The organism is Streptococcus gingivalis, from assembly GCF_035544715.1.
Lineage (GTDB): Bacteria > Bacillota > Bacilli > Lactobacillales > Streptococcaceae > Streptococcus > Streptococcus gingivalis.
In genome coordinates, this window is record NZ_JAYKTO010000001.1 from 1,281,573 (window position 1) to 1,298,580 (window position 17,008).

Consider the following 17,008-nt stretch of genomic DNA (forward strand, 5'->3'; position numbering starts at 1 on the left):
CTAGCCTTCTCACTTTATTTCAGTTTACTGATTTTTGAAACGTTCAACGTCACGCGCAATCACCAACTCTTCATCAGTTGGAATCACCAATACCTTCACACGGGAATCATCTGTGGAAATGTCTCCGACAACTCCAAAGACGTTCTTTTCAGGATCGACCTTGCAGCCAAACCAGCTGATGCCATTGATAATAGAAGAACGAACGTTTACTGCATTTTCACCGATTCCTGCTGTAAAGATGATGGCATCTGCACCATTCAAAACAGCCAAGTATTGACCGATGTATTTTTGCAAACGATCGATAAAGATATCGTAAGCCAATTTGGCTTTTTCGTCTCCATTATGCATCGCTGTATGAATATCCCGCATGTCGCTAGAAGATCCAGAAACACCCAGAAGACCTGATTCACGATTGAGGATACGGCTAATATCTTCAGGCTTATTGAAATCCTCTGTATGCTCCATCAAGTAAGGAATAATCGCTGGATCGAGATCCCCTGTACGGGTTCCCATCATGACTCCACCTAGAGGGGTGAAGCCCATTGAGGTATCCACAGAGATTCCCTTGTCAACCGCTGTAACAGATACACCATTGCCAACGTGGCAGGTGATCAATTTCAATTCTTCTAATGGTTTTCCAAGAAGTTTAGCAGCTTCACCAGCTACATACTGATGACTGGTTCCATGAGCGCCGTACTTACGGACCTTATTTTCTGTGTAATATTTAGTTGGAAGAGGGTAACGATAAGCTTTTTCCGGCATGGTTGTATGGAAAGAAGTATCAAATACCACAACACTGGTAATATTTGGACAAATCTCTCTAAAGGCACGAATTCCGGCTGCATTTGCAGGATTATGAAGAGGTGCTAACAAAGACAATTCTTCTACTTTTCGAAGGACTTCGTCATCTACCAAGGCAGAATCCTTGAAGTATTCTCCACCAGCAACGACGCGGTGGCCCACACCTGTAATCTCATCGTAAGATTTGATAATATCAAAACGAATCAAATCATCCAACAAAATTTTTACAGCTTGTGTATGGTCCTGGATATCTAATACTTGTTTTTCAGAGCGTCCATCAAATTTAACAGTTGAAATAGAATCCTTCAAACCGATCCGTTCAATCAACCCTTTTGCAAGAACAGTTTCCTCTGGCATTTGGTACAATTGCCATTTCAAACTAGAGCTTCCTGCATTAATAGAAATTGTTTTCGACATATATTCACCTCATTAAGCGTTTTCACTTCCTCTATTATATCAGATCTTTGATCAAATTTCACTATCCTTTAACCAGTTTTGGAAACTTTCCATAAAGTGAACCACCTGGTCTTGATCCTGGAGATCGGTAAACGGATAGACAAAGGGCTGAACAGACTCTTCTTCTTGTTTTCGTAGGACGAAAATCGTCTTAGCATAGGCTGGATTTGAAAAAAGAGATTCTGGCAAGGTCAGCATGGCAAGGATTTGGGCCTTGTCTGTTAGCCAAGCTTTCAACAGATCACTCTGAGGGCTCGTCAAGAGGTTATTTGGAGCTAAAAAGATGGCAACTCCTTGAGGTTTCAGATATTTCAGAGCCTGTTCCATCATGAGGTGATGGGCATAGGTATGGCCTTCGGAGCTCGCCACCTGATAGCGCTGTGCAATCGTATCATCTGGATAATAACCAATTGGTAAGTCGCTAACGATCAAGTCACTTTCTTTCAACACTTGCGGACGCACCGCATCGCCTTGTGCAAAGACAACACTGGATTCCATCACATCTGCGATACTAGCAGATAGATCAATCAAGAGATCATCTACCTCCAATCCTAAGTAATCAATCGTGAGACGGCTATTGTTGACAATAGTCTCAGCGAGATTTCCGGTTCCACTCCCCACTTCTAAGACATCCAGTTGGTCGCCTTTGGCCAACTGATCGATCAAAAATGTAATGATAAAACCAATCGCATCTGGTGTGAACTGGTGATTCGCTTGTAAAGGCTCTGTCTGAGTAGCTTTCATAAAAAGGAATTGGTAGGCTCTGCGCCATTCTTCCTTACTTAAACCTAGTTCTTTTAATTTTTTGCTATTGTTTTTAACAATGTCTAAATCCGTCTTGCCATCCAAATACATGGCATTTTGTTCAATCAAGGCGTCATAAAAGTTGGTCGACAATTCATTTTGAATACTTTGAGTGTTTTCTAATAGATAGGTATAAGCTTGTTCAATTTTTTCGAAATTCATGATTTCCTCCGCACCCTATCATACCAAAAATTAGTCTTTTTCGCTATTTTCTGATGGTTCCTTGGTCTCGTTTGGCGTCTCTTCAGAAGGCGTTTCGCTCCCTGCCTTCTCCTTATCTTTCTGTGTCTTCTTCTTTTCTTTTTGGCTCTTCTTGCTTTCTTTTTCTTCCCTTACTGGAAGGACAAACTCATAACTTTCGCCATTCATCTCAGCTTGGGCATGAAGAAAACCGTTGTCTTTCTTTAGCTGAACTGTTCCAGACTTTAAATGAATCTCTGATGTCTTCTCATCACTCTTTCTCTTTTCAAGAGCCAATTGCACCAAAGCATAGGCCCGAAGGCGATCTTGACTCGTCTTTAAGATTCGTCTTTCCGCAACCTGACGGTGCAGGTAAAACTGAAGCAAGAGACTAAAAATCGCTGCCATCAAGAGAGCGTAAAGCAAGACACCAGCCTTAACTTTTTTCATTTTGCATCGCTGGTACCACATGGTAGACATACTCCCTTTCTAGACCTTCTTCAAAATTCAAACGCAGATGAAGGAACTCTCCCTCCTGCCAAATTTGGCTAGAGTGAACTCCTGAAATCATAGGCTGATAGCCCCTGCCCTTATCATCTGTTTTTCGGATATCATCTCCTTTAGATTGGCCAATGGCAATTGGTTTTTGATCCTGGATCAAGTAGATATGGTTGTCCGCCACTTTTTCAAAATGACTCCGATCCAATTCCACCTGCAATTGTTGCTGAAAAAGTATCCATTCCTCCTGCTTTTGGTGTGCTTGGTAGTCCAATTCAGCATGCAGGAGCTTAGTCAAGCCTTGAAAGACCAACACACCCCCACTAAGGACCAAGAGAGCGACCAAGGCTTCGAGCAGGGTAAAGGCCTTGACCTTACCTTTATTCCACATGCAGTACCACCTTTCCTTGATGATAGACCGTGAGTTGATCGGCATCTTTTTCGACTTGAACTTGAATACCATTGGCCTCCAGATGATTTTGCCCTGTCTGAAGTGCCATTTGAGCGACAGATAAGACCTCTACCTCTTTGAAATCCGCTAGTCGCTCCTTGCGCGAACGCCGGATCTCCCCTAACAATAAGGTCGTAATCATGGCAAATAAACCCAAGGCTACCAAAGATTCTATGAGAATACTAGCGGGAACGGATGCTTTTTTTAATTTTCCCATTTCCAAGCGACAGTTGATAGGTCACCACTCCTCTCTGTGTCTGAAAGTGAACATTGGCCAGGGATGAATTGCCACCTGCTCGGTCTAAACGAATAGTTTTAGGATCTTGCAAAATGACAGAATCAGGAATCTCCACCGTCTGGTAAGGCGTTTGAATCTTCCTTGCAGTCACTTCAACATCCAATTCCGTTTGCCTTGCCAAGGCTATCTTTTGGCTTTCTTGATAGAGGTGTTCAAACTCTGCAAAAAATACTTTTTCTTCCACCTGCTGAAAGCTCGTCCTGATCGATCCCGATAAGCCCAGATAGATAAAACTGACGATCATCAAGGTCAGAAGGGTCTCCACCAAGGTGAAGGCCTTAATCTGCAACCGCACGAGTTTCTCCACTATTTTTCGCATAATAGGCACGATAAGATTCTGCTTGTTTGTTGGTAATATTTCCATCCGCAATCAGCTTTGCTAGAGTGGCTTGGTCATTGGTATGATTGAGCTCGTACAATTCAGCCTGGCTTTCGACCACCTTCACAACCGCTGCATTTCCTGTCTCTTTCACGGAGTCTTTTTGCTTGGTCAAATTCGGCACAAAGAGCAATAAGAGCACACTGATGATCAATAAGACCACTAACATTTCAATCAAAGAAAGTAAATTTGTCACTCGGACAAAAATAAAAAACCTTGCTAAATGCAAGGACACGAACTTTAAACAATCAACTAAATGAGCCTTCGCTCTACTTCGATTGTACGCAATTTATTGACCGATAGCCTACCACGGTCTGAGCCATAAGGAGCGACCCTATAACTTCCGTAGCGATTAAATGACTAGGCACGACTGGTTACGCCCAACTTTCACCCGACATTCAGAAATATATTTTAAGCATTAATACATTCTAATGTATCGTCTGCACATTTTGGGCTACTTGTACTTATCTTTGGTGTTATTGGCCAATCCCTTGGCCTCAAGTGCAAAACGGTTTAATTTAGCATTTCTGGTTCGGTTCTTACTGCTACGCAAGGCCTACCCAGATTATTCTTTCACCGAAAGCGTCTATTGTCACCGCCACCGTCTGATAATGGTCTAATTACGCACAACCTCTATACTGCATACACCCTCAATCTTCTTACACTTCATGATCTCTTTCAATTACTCAAAAGAGAATTACTTATCCCTCCACAATATCTCACGGAGAGCGTAACGGGAATTATGTATACAATCCAAGCAAGGTGTCACCCTATCTACACTTGGTTATTCAGTAGATTGTTTAAAATCCGTGTACAATTATTATAGCACTGTTAGTCGTTTTTTTCAAGTAAATAACAGCATAATTGCCGTTGTAATAGACATTTTTAAAAATTGCCGTTATAACAGACAAAACCACTAGTTGGGGCTAGCGGTTTTAGAATGAGTAAATCCCATACGTATTTCACGTATATTATATCACATTTTAAAATATACTGCTATCTCTTAATGTTTCAGAGCAAATAAAAAAACGGTAGCATAATGCTACCGCTGTTGTCATCTTATAAAGTTTCTGGCCACGGGTCGTCCGTGGTATACGACATATTTGTAAACCGCAAATCTCCGATATCTCTATCAGTAGGTACGGGATCATCGAATTGTAAGCGTAGCTGGTTACCGTCACCCGGCCCGCCTAAATAAAATGTTCCCAAACGTTTTCCCTTGTCATTTGTCATAATACCAAGTTTTGAGCTAGTGGCACGAAAACCGACGGGTATACCACCGACATTTAAGATCACCACGTTACGCTCACGGTCCGACCCTTGGGGAACGTAGCTGGGCGCACCTCGTCTCACGATTCCAAACCAACCCCACGATAGACCACCGAAACCGACCTCTACCGTGGAATTTACACGTCTAAACTCAACATATGCATTAGTTTGATTTGAGTTGATATTTCTTGGTTTAATTTTGACATCTCCAAACAAGACCGACCAAGCGTTAGAGCCGGTTCCGGAGCCTTTCTTGATCCACTTCACCGCTCCGTTTTTAGCCGTGGTATCAGTATAAATTGTACCGATGTCAGCGTTTAGATTATACGGGAAGCCTTGACCTTTTAATTCCGTTCCAGCACTGCCACCAGATCCTACCGAACGCTTTAATTCCTCAAGATCGTTTTTGCTGGCCAGTTGGCTTGTGTCGATTGTCGGGATTTTAGAGCGTGTTACGAATGGATCACCGCCATTTGCCAATTTTGTATTAATCAATGCATCCAGACCCAATTCAAGGTGCTTGTCTTTGATGTTATTGGCCATCTGGGATTGCAAGGTTGTATAGGTTGGAAATAGTTCGTATGCTTTAGAGGTTGATAAAAATGAAGCCTGTTGTCCTTGAAGCACACCTATATCAACCCCAATCGCCTGAATAACTTGTTTTAGTTTATCCATGCTTCACCTCCTTAGAGGGTATTTTTAGCGGTATTATAAATCTGTGCAAAATCGGTATTTTCCAAGTCAGTAAATTTTTGACCAAGCTCTGTCATTTTAGACACGATAGCCTGATCTGCTGATCCTGCACCGTTAGCAATACGGTCTGCGATTTCTTTGAGAGTGTCAAGTTCTTCTGGCACACCCTCGCCAAGAATTGCTGTTTTAACCCCTTGGATAGCCGTGTCTAATTGTTGCTGTGTAATTCCGCCTTGGCCGATTTCGGACTTGTCAGCCTTGCTTGCAAGTGTGGTTTTGATTTCTTTTACGTCAGCACCGACGGCTTGAGCGAATTGTGTTAGTTTTTCAGTGTTTAAAGTCATTTATATGTCCTTTCAAATTTTAGCTAGATTGTATAGTACGGTTAAGTCTGGTAGGTCTTCGCCTTGCTCACGTTTCCGAAGTTCTTCTAGACTATCTGAGGTATACTCTTCTGCAGATTGTGTCACTTTGATTACCGTTGACTTATCAGATGGGAATACATAGTTACCGCAAGTGATCTCTACTTGGTAGATACCAACTGGTAAGATTTTACCAATCGTAAATTTAACCTTGTGATCTGTGACTGTACTGGTTAACTTGGTTTTGCCATTTCGGTTGGCAAGCGTGATCGTAGCTTCCTGCCCTTCGATTTCTGTTACCGGACTGTAATTCTCATCTAGCAACTCATAACCAAAGAGGGAAGCTGTATCGCCTTGTTTAACGACATCGCCACCCTCGAATTGTTTTAGATTGGTAGAGTTTAATCTCAATTGTCTACCTCCTTAATTTTACAAGTTGGTGTTTTTTTCAATGTCTCCAAGGATTTTTAAGTCGCTGTTGAGTTGTCCGATAATTCGGTTGAAATCATCATCATGGATACTGATTTCTGCAGCGCCTGCGTTGATTAGACTTTGAACTGTCTCAATGTGTCCGATACCGAATACTGTATCTCCTACCACCCCAAAATATCCTTGTTTACCTGAATGACTGCGCATAACTAACATTGTTTCATTTCCTCTTTTCTTTGTGTTTGCTTGTTGTGGTGCTGTTGGTTCTTCCGTAAATGGTAACTCAAACCAGCCCACCATGCGTTGACTTGGTGCATTCCAATCAACATAACTAAATGTTCCATCATCTGATAAGTTTCTGCGAACTCTGCGAACCCATCCGCCATTATATAGAGCGTCTGCATTGCCGTCTATATTCTGCTCGATAGTTGTGATCGTTCCGTCTGCGTATTCTGCCACCACGAATCCGATGTGTCCGAATGAATGGTATGGGGAGCAATCAGAAACGAATACAGAGCCGACAGGAGGGTTATTATAGCCGTTAAAGTATGTTACTTTAAGCCCCAGCGCAGAAGCCCTATCCAGACCGTTTATAGCGTTTAAATAGCTAAAATTGAGATCGTACAATCCTTGGTATTGCAGAATATTGTCAATTAAAGCCACGCACTGGCCGCCGTAAGGGTTAGTCGGGACAGTCACGCGTTGATTAACTACGCTGTCTAACGTATCTAATAATTGTCTTTGAGTAGTCAAAAGACCACCTCCTTTTATTAGTCTTGGTTAGGTTCTTCATATCCAAGCGCCCGTGTGCTATCTCCAAGTCCTGTCGTTGTAGGGTCGTTTACGACACCGACCAACACAAGGAGCGCAAAGAGTACATTTACAAACACTAAAATTTTATCAATGGTTTGTCCAAACTCTAGCTTAATGCCAAAGATATCCGCAAACGCTTGAAATAGCAATGCAAGCGCTGGAACGATTGCAAGCCAAAAGTTTTTATTTTTTAAACGTACTGACCAGTTAATTTTATTCATATTAATTCCTCACTTCTAAATTTACATATTTACTATACAGGGCATCTATGTACCCGTTGCCACCCAATTTCTTATAACTTTTATGCATCTTATGAATGATATCTGATTCGTGGACTGTGGTATATCCACGCTTGATAGCCGTAGAGATGTCACGCTCTAGCCTCAAATACATTGTGACTAGATGCGCTTCATCATGTACGGCTAACTTATCATTCACTTCATTGATTTTCTTATTATTATCCTCACCCACAACTTTAACGGTCTCTACCGCCTGTTGGATTGTTCCTAGTTCGTCTTTTAATTCGTTAAACTGTTCTTTGTTTAAGTTTGCAGATTTACTAGCTTTCATCCCAAACCAGCCAGTAGCAATCACTCCGAAAGTCGGGGCGAGGTGTGCGATCAAATCAGAGAATGTCACTCAATCACCTCAATTCTATGCCAGTGGTTGAGTTTCTAAATCAGTATTTTCTTTCGGTTTCGTCCACTTCCAAACTGCCAGCTTGCCGTTTTGCTCAAGGCTTGCAAGCTGATCAATAGTTTCGCCATTATAGGTAAAGTCACTGTTGACTTGCACCATCACACGGTTACCCTCACCATACAATGCATTGTGTGTGGCATCTTCAATTGCAAAGATTTCTTGTGACTTGTAGGTTTTACCAGACTGTCCAAGATCGACCAATTCAAGACCACGCTTGTAGATTGTTGGATCTAATGGGTTATCTGTGTCAGTCACCCGCGCCAATACTGCCCAATCTGCTACCGCTTTTACTTCTGCGATTTTTGTATCTTTCTCAGCTAGTTTCTGCTCGTAGCTTTCTGCTTGGACGTGCAAATCTTCTTGTAATTTCTTGACACCATCCGCTGGGTTAAATTCGGTTGCGATCTGACCTAATACAGCCTCGATAAGTGCATCGTCTGACTCGCTTGTACGGTCACCGATTAATACGCGGTCAAAAGCCGTATATGGTGCGTCTTGTCGAATTGCTACGAATGTTTTGTTAGTTTCTTGTAAGTATTTGTTTACTACTTTAAATGTCATATACTATTTACCTTCTTCTAATTTTTGAGAGGCCTCATCAAAGAGGTCCTTGAGTGCTGAGTCACTAGCTAAAACATCGTTAAATTTAGTTAGCAATTCATTTGTTTGTTCGTAGTACGCCTTATAATTAGCGCACTCAATAATTTTATTCGCAAGTTGGACTGCGACATCGTTGATAATTTTGTCTGTTGTGTTCATTAAATTCTGTAACCTCGTTTCCGTAGTACACCAGTAATGTGGGTTTTAGCCCCACCAAGCATATTGTTTTTGGCCATTTCTCCAAAGCAAGTGAGCAAGTCCCAGATGTAATCACCGATATCAATACCACCACTCATGTAAAATTTCCGTGAGTAAATACCCTCTAAGAAAAAGTCACCACGTCCAATAAAATGTTTAACACCATTTTGGTTCATTGGTATTAGATAGGCATTCCCGTCATTTGTATTTCCGTGGAAGTTCCAAGGACTGCGGTATCGACCATTGTTATAAATCAACACACGGTCACCCACGAATTCAGTAAGACTTTCTTCCGTGCCGTTTCCTTTACCAGACCAAAGCCGAATACCTGCGAACGTTTCATTATCATGCCGTTCTACCTCTTTAGGGTCTTTGTTGTGATTCGTGCCTAAAACCATGAGTGCAGCATTGCTATCTCTGAATCGTTCTGCGACAAATCCACTCTTTGTTAATTTAATAAATTGCGAGGAATTGGTATCGTCAATCCGTCTGATTGTGGCTTCGTTGTTTAAAACGTTATATTGACTATTTTGTAAGTCAATATACATCTTGCCATTTAGACCTTCGATCCGACCACCTCGAACGGTCATACCAGTTAGCGTACCAGCTAGTACGTTGCTTGCGTTTACGTTAATCACATTGACTTGACTAGCATCAATCGTGCCACCGACAATTTTATCAGCGTTTAAGTTAGCGATCATACCATCTTTAATCACCGCATTATCAATCTTGGTCTGACCTGTGATATGCGTTAGACTTCCATCTATTCGGTTCGTACCGTTAGCAAGTAGGTTGATAGAGTTGAGTACGTCACCGTTGTTATTTAGGTTACGCACCGCCCAAGACCCCGCAAGCAGACTCATTTGCGTTCTGACCGCTTCCGTACCTTGTGCAACTTGAATCGCTTTTGCTTGCGCGTCGCTAGCAAGTACTTTCGCTTCATTGCTAGCCTTATAAGCGTCATCAAATTGACTTGGTTTGTAAGGCCCTGTGTTTGACCCACGGACCAAAATAGGTTCCTTAAATTCTATCCAACCATTTTTAGACAAAAAGATATAAAATGGATAGTTTTTATCTTCTCCGAAAGTAAAGTCTTCCGTCATGGTAAAAGTTTTTTGGAACTCCTGCCACTCGTTTAGTGGTGGCCTATTCTCGCCGATATTAGACCATGTTAGGGTTTTATTTAGTCCGTGGTTTTTGATGTTAAATGCAAATGATACATCTGGATACTCTCTAATACGATATTTAAATCCTAGCGTGTATGTTTCACCTTTATAAATTTTGCGAACGTAAATCGGGAGTGTGAACCCTGTCCAGTTATAATCAGTAAGCCCTTGCGCCTTTATCGTAAAAATACCATCTGTGACAGATACGCTTGCATTTGGATTGTTGTTCCCGACAAGCGTATTAGTAGCCATTGTCATTGAGTTGACGATCAAGTTATTATCATCTGTGACATACTTCCCAACTTCGGTTTGAAATATTTCACTTGACATAACCAAGCGAGAGAGCTTGTCTGGTGCGCCTGTTTCTGACGTGCCAAGGATACGCTCATAGAGTTTGTTACTTTCCGTCAGCTTGTTAAATTCTACGGTTTGCGTTTCAATTTTTTTAGAAAGGGTTAGTAAATCACGGCCTTGGTCGTTTTGTGCGCGATCCAAATTTTCAAATTGATCTCGTGATGCAAAATTCTTTGCTACCTTGGAATACACCTTGCTATAGATCGTATCCCCATTATCAGCATTGTTAAATGTTTCCGTAACCTTACGGCTCAGATCTGGACTGTTTAAAATCAGCGTTTTAATCCGATCTGATAATGTAGCTGTGTCTGGAATCGTTCCAGCTTTTATAAGAGCTTCTTGAGCTTTAGCGTTTGCCTTTTCAATCTCGATAGCAGTTGACTGCTTGGCTTGTTCAAGCTGTTTATCAACCTCTTTCTTAATCTTATCGACATCTTCCGTATCAATACGCTTCTCCCATTGCGAACCGTTCCAGACATACATTCGGTCATATAGACCGTTCTTTTCAAACCAGATATCGCCGATTTTATGTTCTTTGTCATCTGGTCTGTTGTACCAAACTTTATTTCCCTGTGCATTTAAGAGATAATCTGGCAAGCTATTCTCAAAGTCTTGCTGGGCTTTAGCAATATCATCAACCTTGCCAGCGAGTCCGCTCTGCATTGTCGCACGGACATTTGTACCAATGTCACCAAACTCTACACTCTCGTTTCGCTCATTGACAAAGTCGTAAGTAACAGTCGTTACTTTCGCGGTTTCGTCCGTAAGCCCAATCTGTGGGTAGTAGATAGGTACGATGTCGCATAGTTCTAGTTCTTCAATCCAGCCATTATCTGCATAATCAAGTGTTTTAGCTAAATCAGCATACTCGATTTTGATGTTGATCTTAGGCTTACCGATTGCGTTATGCTCCATATAATCCGTAGCAAGTTTACGCAACTTATCTGGAGTTGGGATATCCTTACTCTTACTATCTGATTTAAACTCGCTAGAGAAGTCTACGACTTTAATTCTGCGATGTGCGTAGAGAGCCTTATACTTACTATCTACATAATTCTCTGGAAGCGTGACGGTAACAGGATCAGGCTGGTTATCGCTAGTGTCGCCCTCTGGTTTGTCTGGTGTGTAAGTCGCGAAAGGCAGTACGCTAGTGTATGCACTCTCGATTGTTTCATCTAATTCAGCCGATAAGATATTTCGACCATATTCAAGCACGGTTGGAGCAGTACGACCTAACTGCTTATGTAGTCTGACCGTCGTATTGTCAAACTCATACTCACCGCCATAGATGTCTAAAATAGAACCTTCTACACCACCAAGGGCAAGACGGGCATTCTCCATTTTAGAGATATCAAATACGCCTTTTCCAGTGGTTTGGATATCCGACCATACATCAAAACGTAGATCACCAATCGTTGCATTGTGCCAGATTGCGAGAGCAGTAAAGGCAGAACCACTAAAGGGCCTGCCATTCACTAGCCCCATGTATTCCAGCTTATGACTGATATGCTGACCGTAGATTTTAACAATGTTACTGCTATCTTTTACGATTCGCGAGATCTCAAAGGTTTGGTTTTTAGTTCGCAGTCCAGCGTCAGCCTTGAGCTTCATTTCTTTCTCAAGGGTTGCAACCATTGGATCGTTCGTGGGAATTTCTGAATATAGCGTATAATTTCCGTTGCGTTCACGGGTTACAGTCCCTTTGGTAACGTTAAGCTCACCAAGGCCATACGTATCAAATGATTGTTCATTCTTATTGAATAGTATAGGCCTCATAGCTTAACCCCCCAATTTGGAATAATAAACACTTCAAAGTTACCGTCCCAACTAATCAAATTGCGTCCATAGTCAAGATACGGCATTTGGAATTGTGGGCTTCGAACGACTTTATCCCACGCTGGTAGATTATCTTTGTATACTTGATTTGCTTGCATATCAAGTGTTATCTTACCTTGTACGTCTCGCAACTTAGTCTTGCGTCCATTAATAGTAAGTGTACAGTCACCCGATCCGACAAGTGTGATGATAGGTTTTGCGTTGACATTGCCCATACCATTCACGGTAGCACCATTCATTAGTTTCTGCGTGGTACGACCTTGCTTATAAAATTTAACAGGATAGCACACAAAATTAATGGTCGTTTTACCAAACTGGCGCATGGTTTCCTCAATGCTAAATGTTTCGAGGTAGGCAGCACGATAGATAAAATCTGGATCATAAGAGATCGTTAAATCCTTGTAGCCCGCCACATTTAACCACTCAGATATTTTATAAACATCTGTGGCGATTAATCCCTTTTCTTTCACAAAATTTACTGGAAAACTCAACTCAGCAGAATTAAGACGGTTATTACTGATGAGCAAATCACCGTCCCGTCCTGCTACTGTCACGCGCTCCACATCAAGGCTGGAAGTAGTGATCTTCTTGCCTTCTGCTACTTTTAAGCCGAATTCAGTATTTTTCTTTCCGTTGAAAGTAAATGTCGTCAAGCTAATCCCCTTCCTTCCTGATTAGTATAGTATGCTAGTTCACGCATTAAGCGCTTCATGAACTCTGGTGTCAAATCTTGTCCAGTGCTATTTCCATGCACATTCAATGTGTAGTTTTGGTTTGGTCGTTCATCACGATTGTTACCGCGTTTAACTTGGTCAATCAACTCTTGGATAAACGGTACTAAATCACGCTGTTCATTATTCCGTTTCCATTCGTTAACATTCTTAATTCGTTGTGTAACGTTCGCAACTTCCGAACGTTTCCAACCTACACCGTCTGCAAAGTTCGGTATACCTAATTCACGCATAAAGTTTTTAGTCAAACCAGCGCGCATGACTTTCGAACCTCTTGGAAGATCAAGGATCACGTTACGGCCCTCTGGGATAAACGATGATCCGTCCGGTAGTGTGACCATTTCTTTGTAGAGCGTACCGCGTTGGTCATTGACCATCGCAAGGCCACCCTCGTGGTAGTTTGTTCCTCTGGCATGTCCTTTAATTGATTTGGTGATCGTTGTGATGACAGTGGTCCAAGATGTTGGGATAGATTCGATTGCACCTTTAGCAACTTGCGCTCCAATAACTGCACCAGCGTTATCAGCAGAAATGATTTTTGTAGGAGATGGAGTTGCGTTCCATTCATTCTGCTTGTTGATAGCGCTCTGAGCATTTGTCACAGCATTCATTGCATCTGATTGTATAGGTTTTACAGGAGATGGAGTGTTATTCCATTCTTGCTGTTTGTTGATTGCTGCCTGTCCTTGATTAACGGCATTAGAAGCGTCTGCTGTTAATGGTTTTGTAGGTACTGCGAATCCGTTATACAATCCCAAAGCGCCCATAGCTTGGTTAGTTCCAAGGGTAACACCGTCTGGAGTTGCAATCAAATCCGTCTTGTGGTCAGTTGGTAACGTTAAGATGCTAGACATCGCACTAGCGATAGCGCTCTTGGTCTTATCTTCTGCATCCAAATTGACTACGTGGGCCATACCAGTTAGTGAGTCGACTGCTAGTCGTACACGTTCGGCTTTATCACTTGCAGCATCCTTTAAGATCAGTTCTTTCTGCTCTGGTGTGAGTGTATTCCAGCGTTCGATGATTGCTGTAGCACGTTCACCAGATGAGAGAAAGTCAGTGTTCTTCATCAAGAGTTCTTTGACTTCCGCTGGCATAGCGTTGTACTGTTCCAGCAATGTTTTACTATCAAGGACGGCTTTCATACCTTGGTTGTTACCGACTACTAACTCTTTCTCTTGTGGGGTTAAGCTATCCCACTTGCCAACCTCGACCAATGCTTGTCCGATTGTCATCTTAGCATTTGTTTCAAGATTTGCGTGCTTGAGGATAAACTGCATATTCTCCCAGCCATTTTCAGCTTGGAGCGCTTTAGTTACTTCCTCTTGCGCATTGGTCTTGACTTGTCCAGTCTTAGGATCAAATACTAATCCATTCCAGATGTTGTTGGCATCTTTGGTCTCCTGTGACATATTTTGCACGCTCTTAGCAACCATACCAGACGAACGACCCACGATGTCGGCGAATTGGTCTGCCTTGGCCATCATCTTGTCGTAGTCAAGTCCAAGCTCTGCCCAACTCTTACGCATTTGATCAAAGTACAATTGACGTTGTCGATCATCGCCAAAATTAAGAGGGACTTTTTTACTCCATTCTTGTTGCAATGCTGCATACTCACGGCCAAATGCTTCCATCTTGGACTTGTGTTGGGCATTTAGTTTTTCCATTTCCTTGTTGTATTCGGACTGGCTATAAATCCCCTTTTCGTGAGCATCTTTCAATGCAGTCACTTGCTCATCATAGAGCTTCTGTTCCTCTTTGAGCCATTTAGCTACAACCCCTGTACCTTTGCGTAGTTGAGTTTCATTTAGATCACTAATCTGGCCATTCATGGCTTTCATAATTGCAGTACGTTCATCGGCAGAATATTTCTGCAATGATAATTGCTTGTCAATAAATTGGTTTTCGTAGTCGTAGATAATCGCTTGTTCTTCGCGAGTGATCTTTCTGTGTTGGTCAGATGCGTTTTGATAAATCTGCACAATCTCATCTGTCATCGACTGGATGTTTTTCTTTTGCTGTTCTGCTTGCGCTACAGCACGTTTTTGGATTGTTTCACTCGCACCAACTTTTTCAAGACCTTTTAAAGTTTTCTCAAGATCTTTGTCGATCGCTTTTTGGATATCATCAGCAAGACCTTGCACACTCTTACGTACATTTTCAACCGCTTGTGCGCCACCTTGACCAAATCCGATTGTAGCTTGATGCACTTCATCGACTTTGGATTTCAAACGTGACAATTCTTGATCTTGGAGTTTGCTTACGCTCGTACCCCACGTTTGGGTTCGTTCGTTGGCATCCGCCATTTCTTTCGCAATGATCCCGATGCCTATTAGTGCAGCACCACCAGCGATTACACCCCAAGTTAATGGATTACCAAGTAAGCCAACCGCCGCACTCCACAATCCTGTACTTGCAGCAGCACTCTCTGCAGCCGTACCAGTAGCAGTCATACCAGTAGCCATTCCTTTTAAGCTGTTGATAAATCCATTACCCTCAGAAACAGATTTTAGTACACCGCTAAATTTACCAATTCCTCTAGCGACTGTACCAATTCCTTTAGCAAAAACACTGATGACACTTGCGCCAGTACCCAACACTTTAAGCGCTGGGCCAATTGCAGCAGCAAAAGCACCCCACATTAAAATGCTTTGCTGTTGCTCTGTTGACATTTCACTAAACTTCTTAGCCATGTCTGATAGAGTTTGTAACCACGGTTTAGCAGCGTCCAAACTACTATTTAGCGCTTTTAAGAGTGGACCACCAAACTCAATAGCAATGTCAGTAAGTTTATTCTTAAAAATTTTAAGTTGTGATTCTGTGGTTTCGTAGCGTTTACTTGCTTCATTAGTAAGTGCGTTATTTTCTTTCCAAGCGGTATTAGAGCGACTGACTGCCTCACTCATCTTGTCTGATGCAGAAGCTAGAGATTTCAGCATATTCCCTTGACGAATACCTGTCATTCCAAGTTCATCAAGAATGCCATCCATATTCTTGCCTTCATCATGGGCGCGTTGTAAGCCTTTAATAAATGATTGCAAGGCTTCCGCTGGTTTCTGTTTCCAAGCGGTAGAAAATTGTTCCGCAGTCATTCCTGCTGTTTGTGCGATAACTTCAAGTTTTTCTTTTGCTCCTTTACCTACACCAGACACGGCTTTACCAATACCAGTAAGGGTCTGAGTCATTGCAGTTCCCAATTATGTTATCGTTAGGCTCTTTATCCTAACTTCTCATAGTTTCCTATAAGTTCAGACTATATCATCACCTTCGACTTTATTCGCTAAGGTGTTAAGCGCTCGTGGATATTTCGTCATGCAAAAAAGCAACCTAAAATTAGATTGCTTTTTGTTTAGATTACTTTATCTAGTCGTTGCACCTTCCTGCCGTTTCCGTACAGGCTTGGCTCATGATTGTCATAGTGTTTATTTTTTCTTCGATATTATCGTGATAATCAATTACTAATAAAGGTATATTATTCTTTTCACAATAATCTCTTTTTATTTTGTCATTTCTAACTCTGGAAAGAAAACCTTTCTTTCCTCCAAAGTATTCAACAACTCTATAATGTTGCTCTCCTTGAAATTCTATCAGTTGAATAACTTTATTATTTTCAAAGATAGCAAAGTCAAAAGGTAAACTTCTTATGTTTTTACAATCAGCGGTTTTCCACTGGATTTTAAAATTTATATTATTTTTTTTTAAAATCGACTCGATGGTTTTTTCACCGTGACTTTGATTACAATTAGGACACCTTTTGCCGTTTTTGAAGTTGTATGGTCTGATTTCCCATTGTGTTCCACAAGTTTTGTGAAGCATTTTTAAAGGTGTGCGATTATTTGTATATTCGCTCAATACTTCATACTCACCATTTGTTTCTTTCTTAACTTCCTCGCTGAAGTCGTAGTCCTTAACTCTTATACCGCCTTTGCAGTACGGACACCGCCTTCCAGTTGTTAAGAAATGCCCAGGAGTTACTTCGTAAGTCCTATTA

18 protein-coding genes and 1 pseudogene are annotated in these 17,008 nt (G+C 41.7%); all 19 read right to left on the minus strand.

What is annotated here, in order from left to right:
• Nucleotides 1-24: 24 nt before the first annotated feature.
• A complete protein-coding gene (locus SM122_RS06300; RefSeq protein ID WP_023919646.1) occupies nucleotides 25-1,218 on the minus strand; it encodes an acetate kinase in 1,194 nt (397 codons plus the stop codon).
• Nucleotides 1,219-1,269: 51 nt separating this feature from the next.
• Nucleotides 1,270-2,223 carry a class I SAM-dependent methyltransferase gene (locus SM122_RS06305; protein WP_195327211.1) on the minus strand — a complete coding sequence of 318 codons (954 nt, stop codon included), beginning with the start codon at nucleotides 2,221-2,223 and terminating at the stop codon, nucleotides 1,270-1,272.
• Nucleotides 2,224-2,253: 30 nt separating this feature from the next.
• On the minus strand, nucleotides 2,254-2,691 hold the full coding sequence (gene comGG, locus SM122_RS06310; protein WP_229042376.1) for a competence type IV pilus minor pilin ComGG: 438 nt from the start codon (nucleotides 2,689-2,691) through the stop codon (nucleotides 2,254-2,256).
• The gene (gene comGF, locus SM122_RS06315) at nucleotides 2,678-3,130 is read right to left on the minus strand and encodes a competence type IV pilus minor pilin ComGF (protein WP_195327212.1); all 453 of its coding nucleotides are present in this window, start codon (nucleotides 3,128-3,130) and stop codon (nucleotides 2,678-2,680) included. The genes comGG and comGF overlap by 14 nt, the downstream gene beginning before the upstream one ends.
• Complete coding sequence (gene comGE, locus SM122_RS06320) at nucleotides 3,120-3,407, minus strand: competence type IV pilus minor pilin ComGE (protein ID WP_003004353.1); 288 nt, start codon at nucleotides 3,405-3,407, stop codon at nucleotides 3,120-3,122. The genes comGF and comGE overlap by 11 nt, the downstream gene beginning before the upstream one ends.
• On the minus strand, nucleotides 3,373-3,807 hold the full coding sequence (gene comGD / locus SM122_RS06325; protein ID WP_173018791.1) for a competence type IV pilus minor pilin ComGD: 435 nt from the start codon (nucleotides 3,805-3,807) through the stop codon (nucleotides 3,373-3,375). Before comGD ends, comGE begins: the two co-directional genes overlap by 35 nt.
• Complete coding sequence (gene comGC / locus SM122_RS06330; RefSeq protein ID WP_049475017.1) at nucleotides 3,767-4,036, minus strand: competence type IV pilus major pilin ComGC; 270 nt, start codon at nucleotides 4,034-4,036, stop codon at nucleotides 3,767-3,769. Before comGC ends, comGD begins: the two co-directional genes overlap by 41 nt.
• A gap of 890 nt (nucleotides 4,037-4,926) precedes the next feature.
• Entirely contained in the window at nucleotides 4,927-5,811 is an 885-nt protein-coding gene (locus SM122_RS06335; RefSeq protein WP_324737892.1) for a hypothetical protein, read from the minus strand.
• Between the two features lie 11 nt (nucleotides 5,812-5,822).
• The gene (locus SM122_RS06340) at nucleotides 5,823-6,173 is read right to left on the minus strand and encodes a hypothetical protein (RefSeq protein ID WP_324737893.1); all 351 of its coding nucleotides are present in this window, start codon (nucleotides 6,171-6,173) and stop codon (nucleotides 5,823-5,825) included.
• A gap of 12 nt (nucleotides 6,174-6,185) precedes the next feature.
• Nucleotides 6,186-6,602 (minus strand): hypothetical protein, encoded by a 417-nt coding sequence (locus tag SM122_RS06345; protein WP_324737894.1) that lies wholly within the window; start codon nucleotides 6,600-6,602, stop codon nucleotides 6,186-6,188.
• 18 nt (nucleotides 6,603-6,620) lie between these two features.
• On the minus strand, nucleotides 6,621-7,373 hold the full coding sequence (locus SM122_RS06350; RefSeq protein ID WP_324737895.1) for a CHAP domain-containing protein: 753 nt from the start codon (nucleotides 7,371-7,373) through the stop codon (nucleotides 6,621-6,623).
• Nucleotides 7,374-7,390: 17 nt separating this feature from the next.
• Nucleotides 7,391-7,654, minus strand: a complete 264-nt coding sequence (locus SM122_RS06355) for a phage holin (RefSeq protein WP_324737896.1) — start codon at nucleotides 7,652-7,654, stop codon at nucleotides 7,391-7,393.
• A 1-nt stretch (nucleotide 7,655) separates the two neighbouring features.
• Nucleotides 7,656-8,057, minus strand: coding sequence for a hypothetical protein (locus tag SM122_RS06360; protein WP_324737897.1), 402 nt, complete (start codon nucleotides 8,055-8,057; stop codon nucleotides 7,656-7,658).
• A gap of 30 nt (nucleotides 8,058-8,087) precedes the next feature.
• Nucleotides 8,088-8,693: a hypothetical protein gene (locus SM122_RS06365; protein WP_324737658.1), complete on the minus strand. Its 606-nt coding sequence runs from the start codon at nucleotides 8,691-8,693 to the stop codon at nucleotides 8,088-8,090.
• Nucleotides 8,694-8,696: 3 nt separating this feature from the next.
• The gene (locus tag SM122_RS06370) at nucleotides 8,697-8,891 is read right to left on the minus strand and encodes a hypothetical protein (protein ID WP_324737657.1); all 195 of its coding nucleotides are present in this window, start codon (nucleotides 8,889-8,891) and stop codon (nucleotides 8,697-8,699) included.
• Complete coding sequence (locus tag SM122_RS06375) at nucleotides 8,891-12,226, minus strand: phage tail spike protein (protein WP_324737656.1); 3,336 nt, start codon at nucleotides 12,224-12,226, stop codon at nucleotides 8,891-8,893. Before SM122_RS06375 ends, SM122_RS06370 begins: the two co-directional genes overlap by 1 nt.
• Nucleotides 12,223-12,939, minus strand: coding sequence for a distal tail protein Dit (locus SM122_RS06380; RefSeq protein ID WP_324737655.1), 717 nt, complete (start codon nucleotides 12,937-12,939; stop codon nucleotides 12,223-12,225). The genes SM122_RS06375 and SM122_RS06380 overlap by 4 nt, the downstream gene beginning before the upstream one ends.
• The gene (locus tag SM122_RS06385; RefSeq protein WP_324737654.1) at nucleotides 12,936-16,202 is read right to left on the minus strand and encodes a phage tail tape measure protein; all 3,267 of its coding nucleotides are present in this window, start codon (nucleotides 16,200-16,202) and stop codon (nucleotides 12,936-12,938) included. Before SM122_RS06385 ends, SM122_RS06380 begins: the two co-directional genes overlap by 4 nt.
• 178 nt (nucleotides 16,203-16,380) lie before the next feature.
• Nucleotides 16,381-17,008 (minus strand): annotated as a pseudogene (locus SM122_RS06390) (DUF2726 domain-containing protein); the annotation flags it as partial.

Excerpts from the sequence above, each read along its gene's own strand:
- SM122_RS06300 (WP_023919646.1), bottom strand. The coding sequence starts at position 1,218 with ATGTCGAAAACAATTTCTATTAATGCAGGAAGCTCTAGTTTGAAATGG.
- SM122_RS06370 (WP_324737657.1), bottom strand. The coding sequence starts at position 8,891 with ATGAACACAACAGACAAAATTATCAACGATGTCGCAGTCCAACTTGCG.
- comGG (WP_229042376.1), bottom strand. The coding sequence starts at position 2,691 with ATGAAAAAAGTTAAGGCTGGTGTCTTGCTTTACGCTCTCTTGATGGCA.
- SM122_RS06385 (WP_324737654.1), bottom strand. The coding sequence starts at position 16,202 with ATGACTCAGACCCTTACTGGTATTGGTAAAGCCGTGTCTGGTGTAGGT.
- SM122_RS06365 (WP_324737658.1), bottom strand. The coding sequence starts at position 8,693 with ATGACATTTAAAGTAGTAAACAAATACTTACAAGAAACTAACAAAACA.
- SM122_RS06375 (WP_324737656.1), bottom strand. The coding sequence starts at position 12,226 with ATGAGGCCTATACTATTCAATAAGAATGAACAATCATTTGATACGTAT.
- comGE (WP_003004353.1), bottom strand. The coding sequence starts at position 3,407 with ATGGGAAAATTAAAAAAAGCATCCGTTCCCGCTAGTATTCTCATAGAA.
- comGF (WP_195327212.1), bottom strand. The coding sequence starts at position 3,130 with ATGTGGAATAAAGGTAAGGTCAAGGCCTTTACCCTGCTCGAAGCCTTG.
- SM122_RS06340 (WP_324737893.1), bottom strand. The coding sequence starts at position 6,173 with ATGACTTTAAACACTGAAAAACTAACACAATTCGCTCAAGCCGTCGGT.
- SM122_RS06355 (WP_324737896.1), bottom strand. The coding sequence starts at position 7,654 with ATGAATAAAATTAACTGGTCAGTACGTTTAAAAAATAAAAACTTTTGG.
- comGD (WP_173018791.1), bottom strand. The coding sequence starts at position 3,807 with ATGCGAAAAATAGTGGAGAAACTCGTGCGGTTGCAGATTAAGGCCTTC.
- SM122_RS06305 (WP_195327211.1), bottom strand. The coding sequence starts at position 2,223 with ATGAATTTCGAAAAAATTGAACAAGCTTATACCTATCTATTAGAAAAC.
- SM122_RS06335 (WP_324737892.1), bottom strand. The coding sequence starts at position 5,811 with ATGGATAAACTAAAACAAGTTATTCAGGCGATTGGGGTTGATATAGGT.
- comGC (WP_049475017.1), bottom strand. The coding sequence starts at position 4,036 with ATGTTAGTGGTCTTATTGATCATCAGTGTGCTCTTATTGCTCTTTGTG.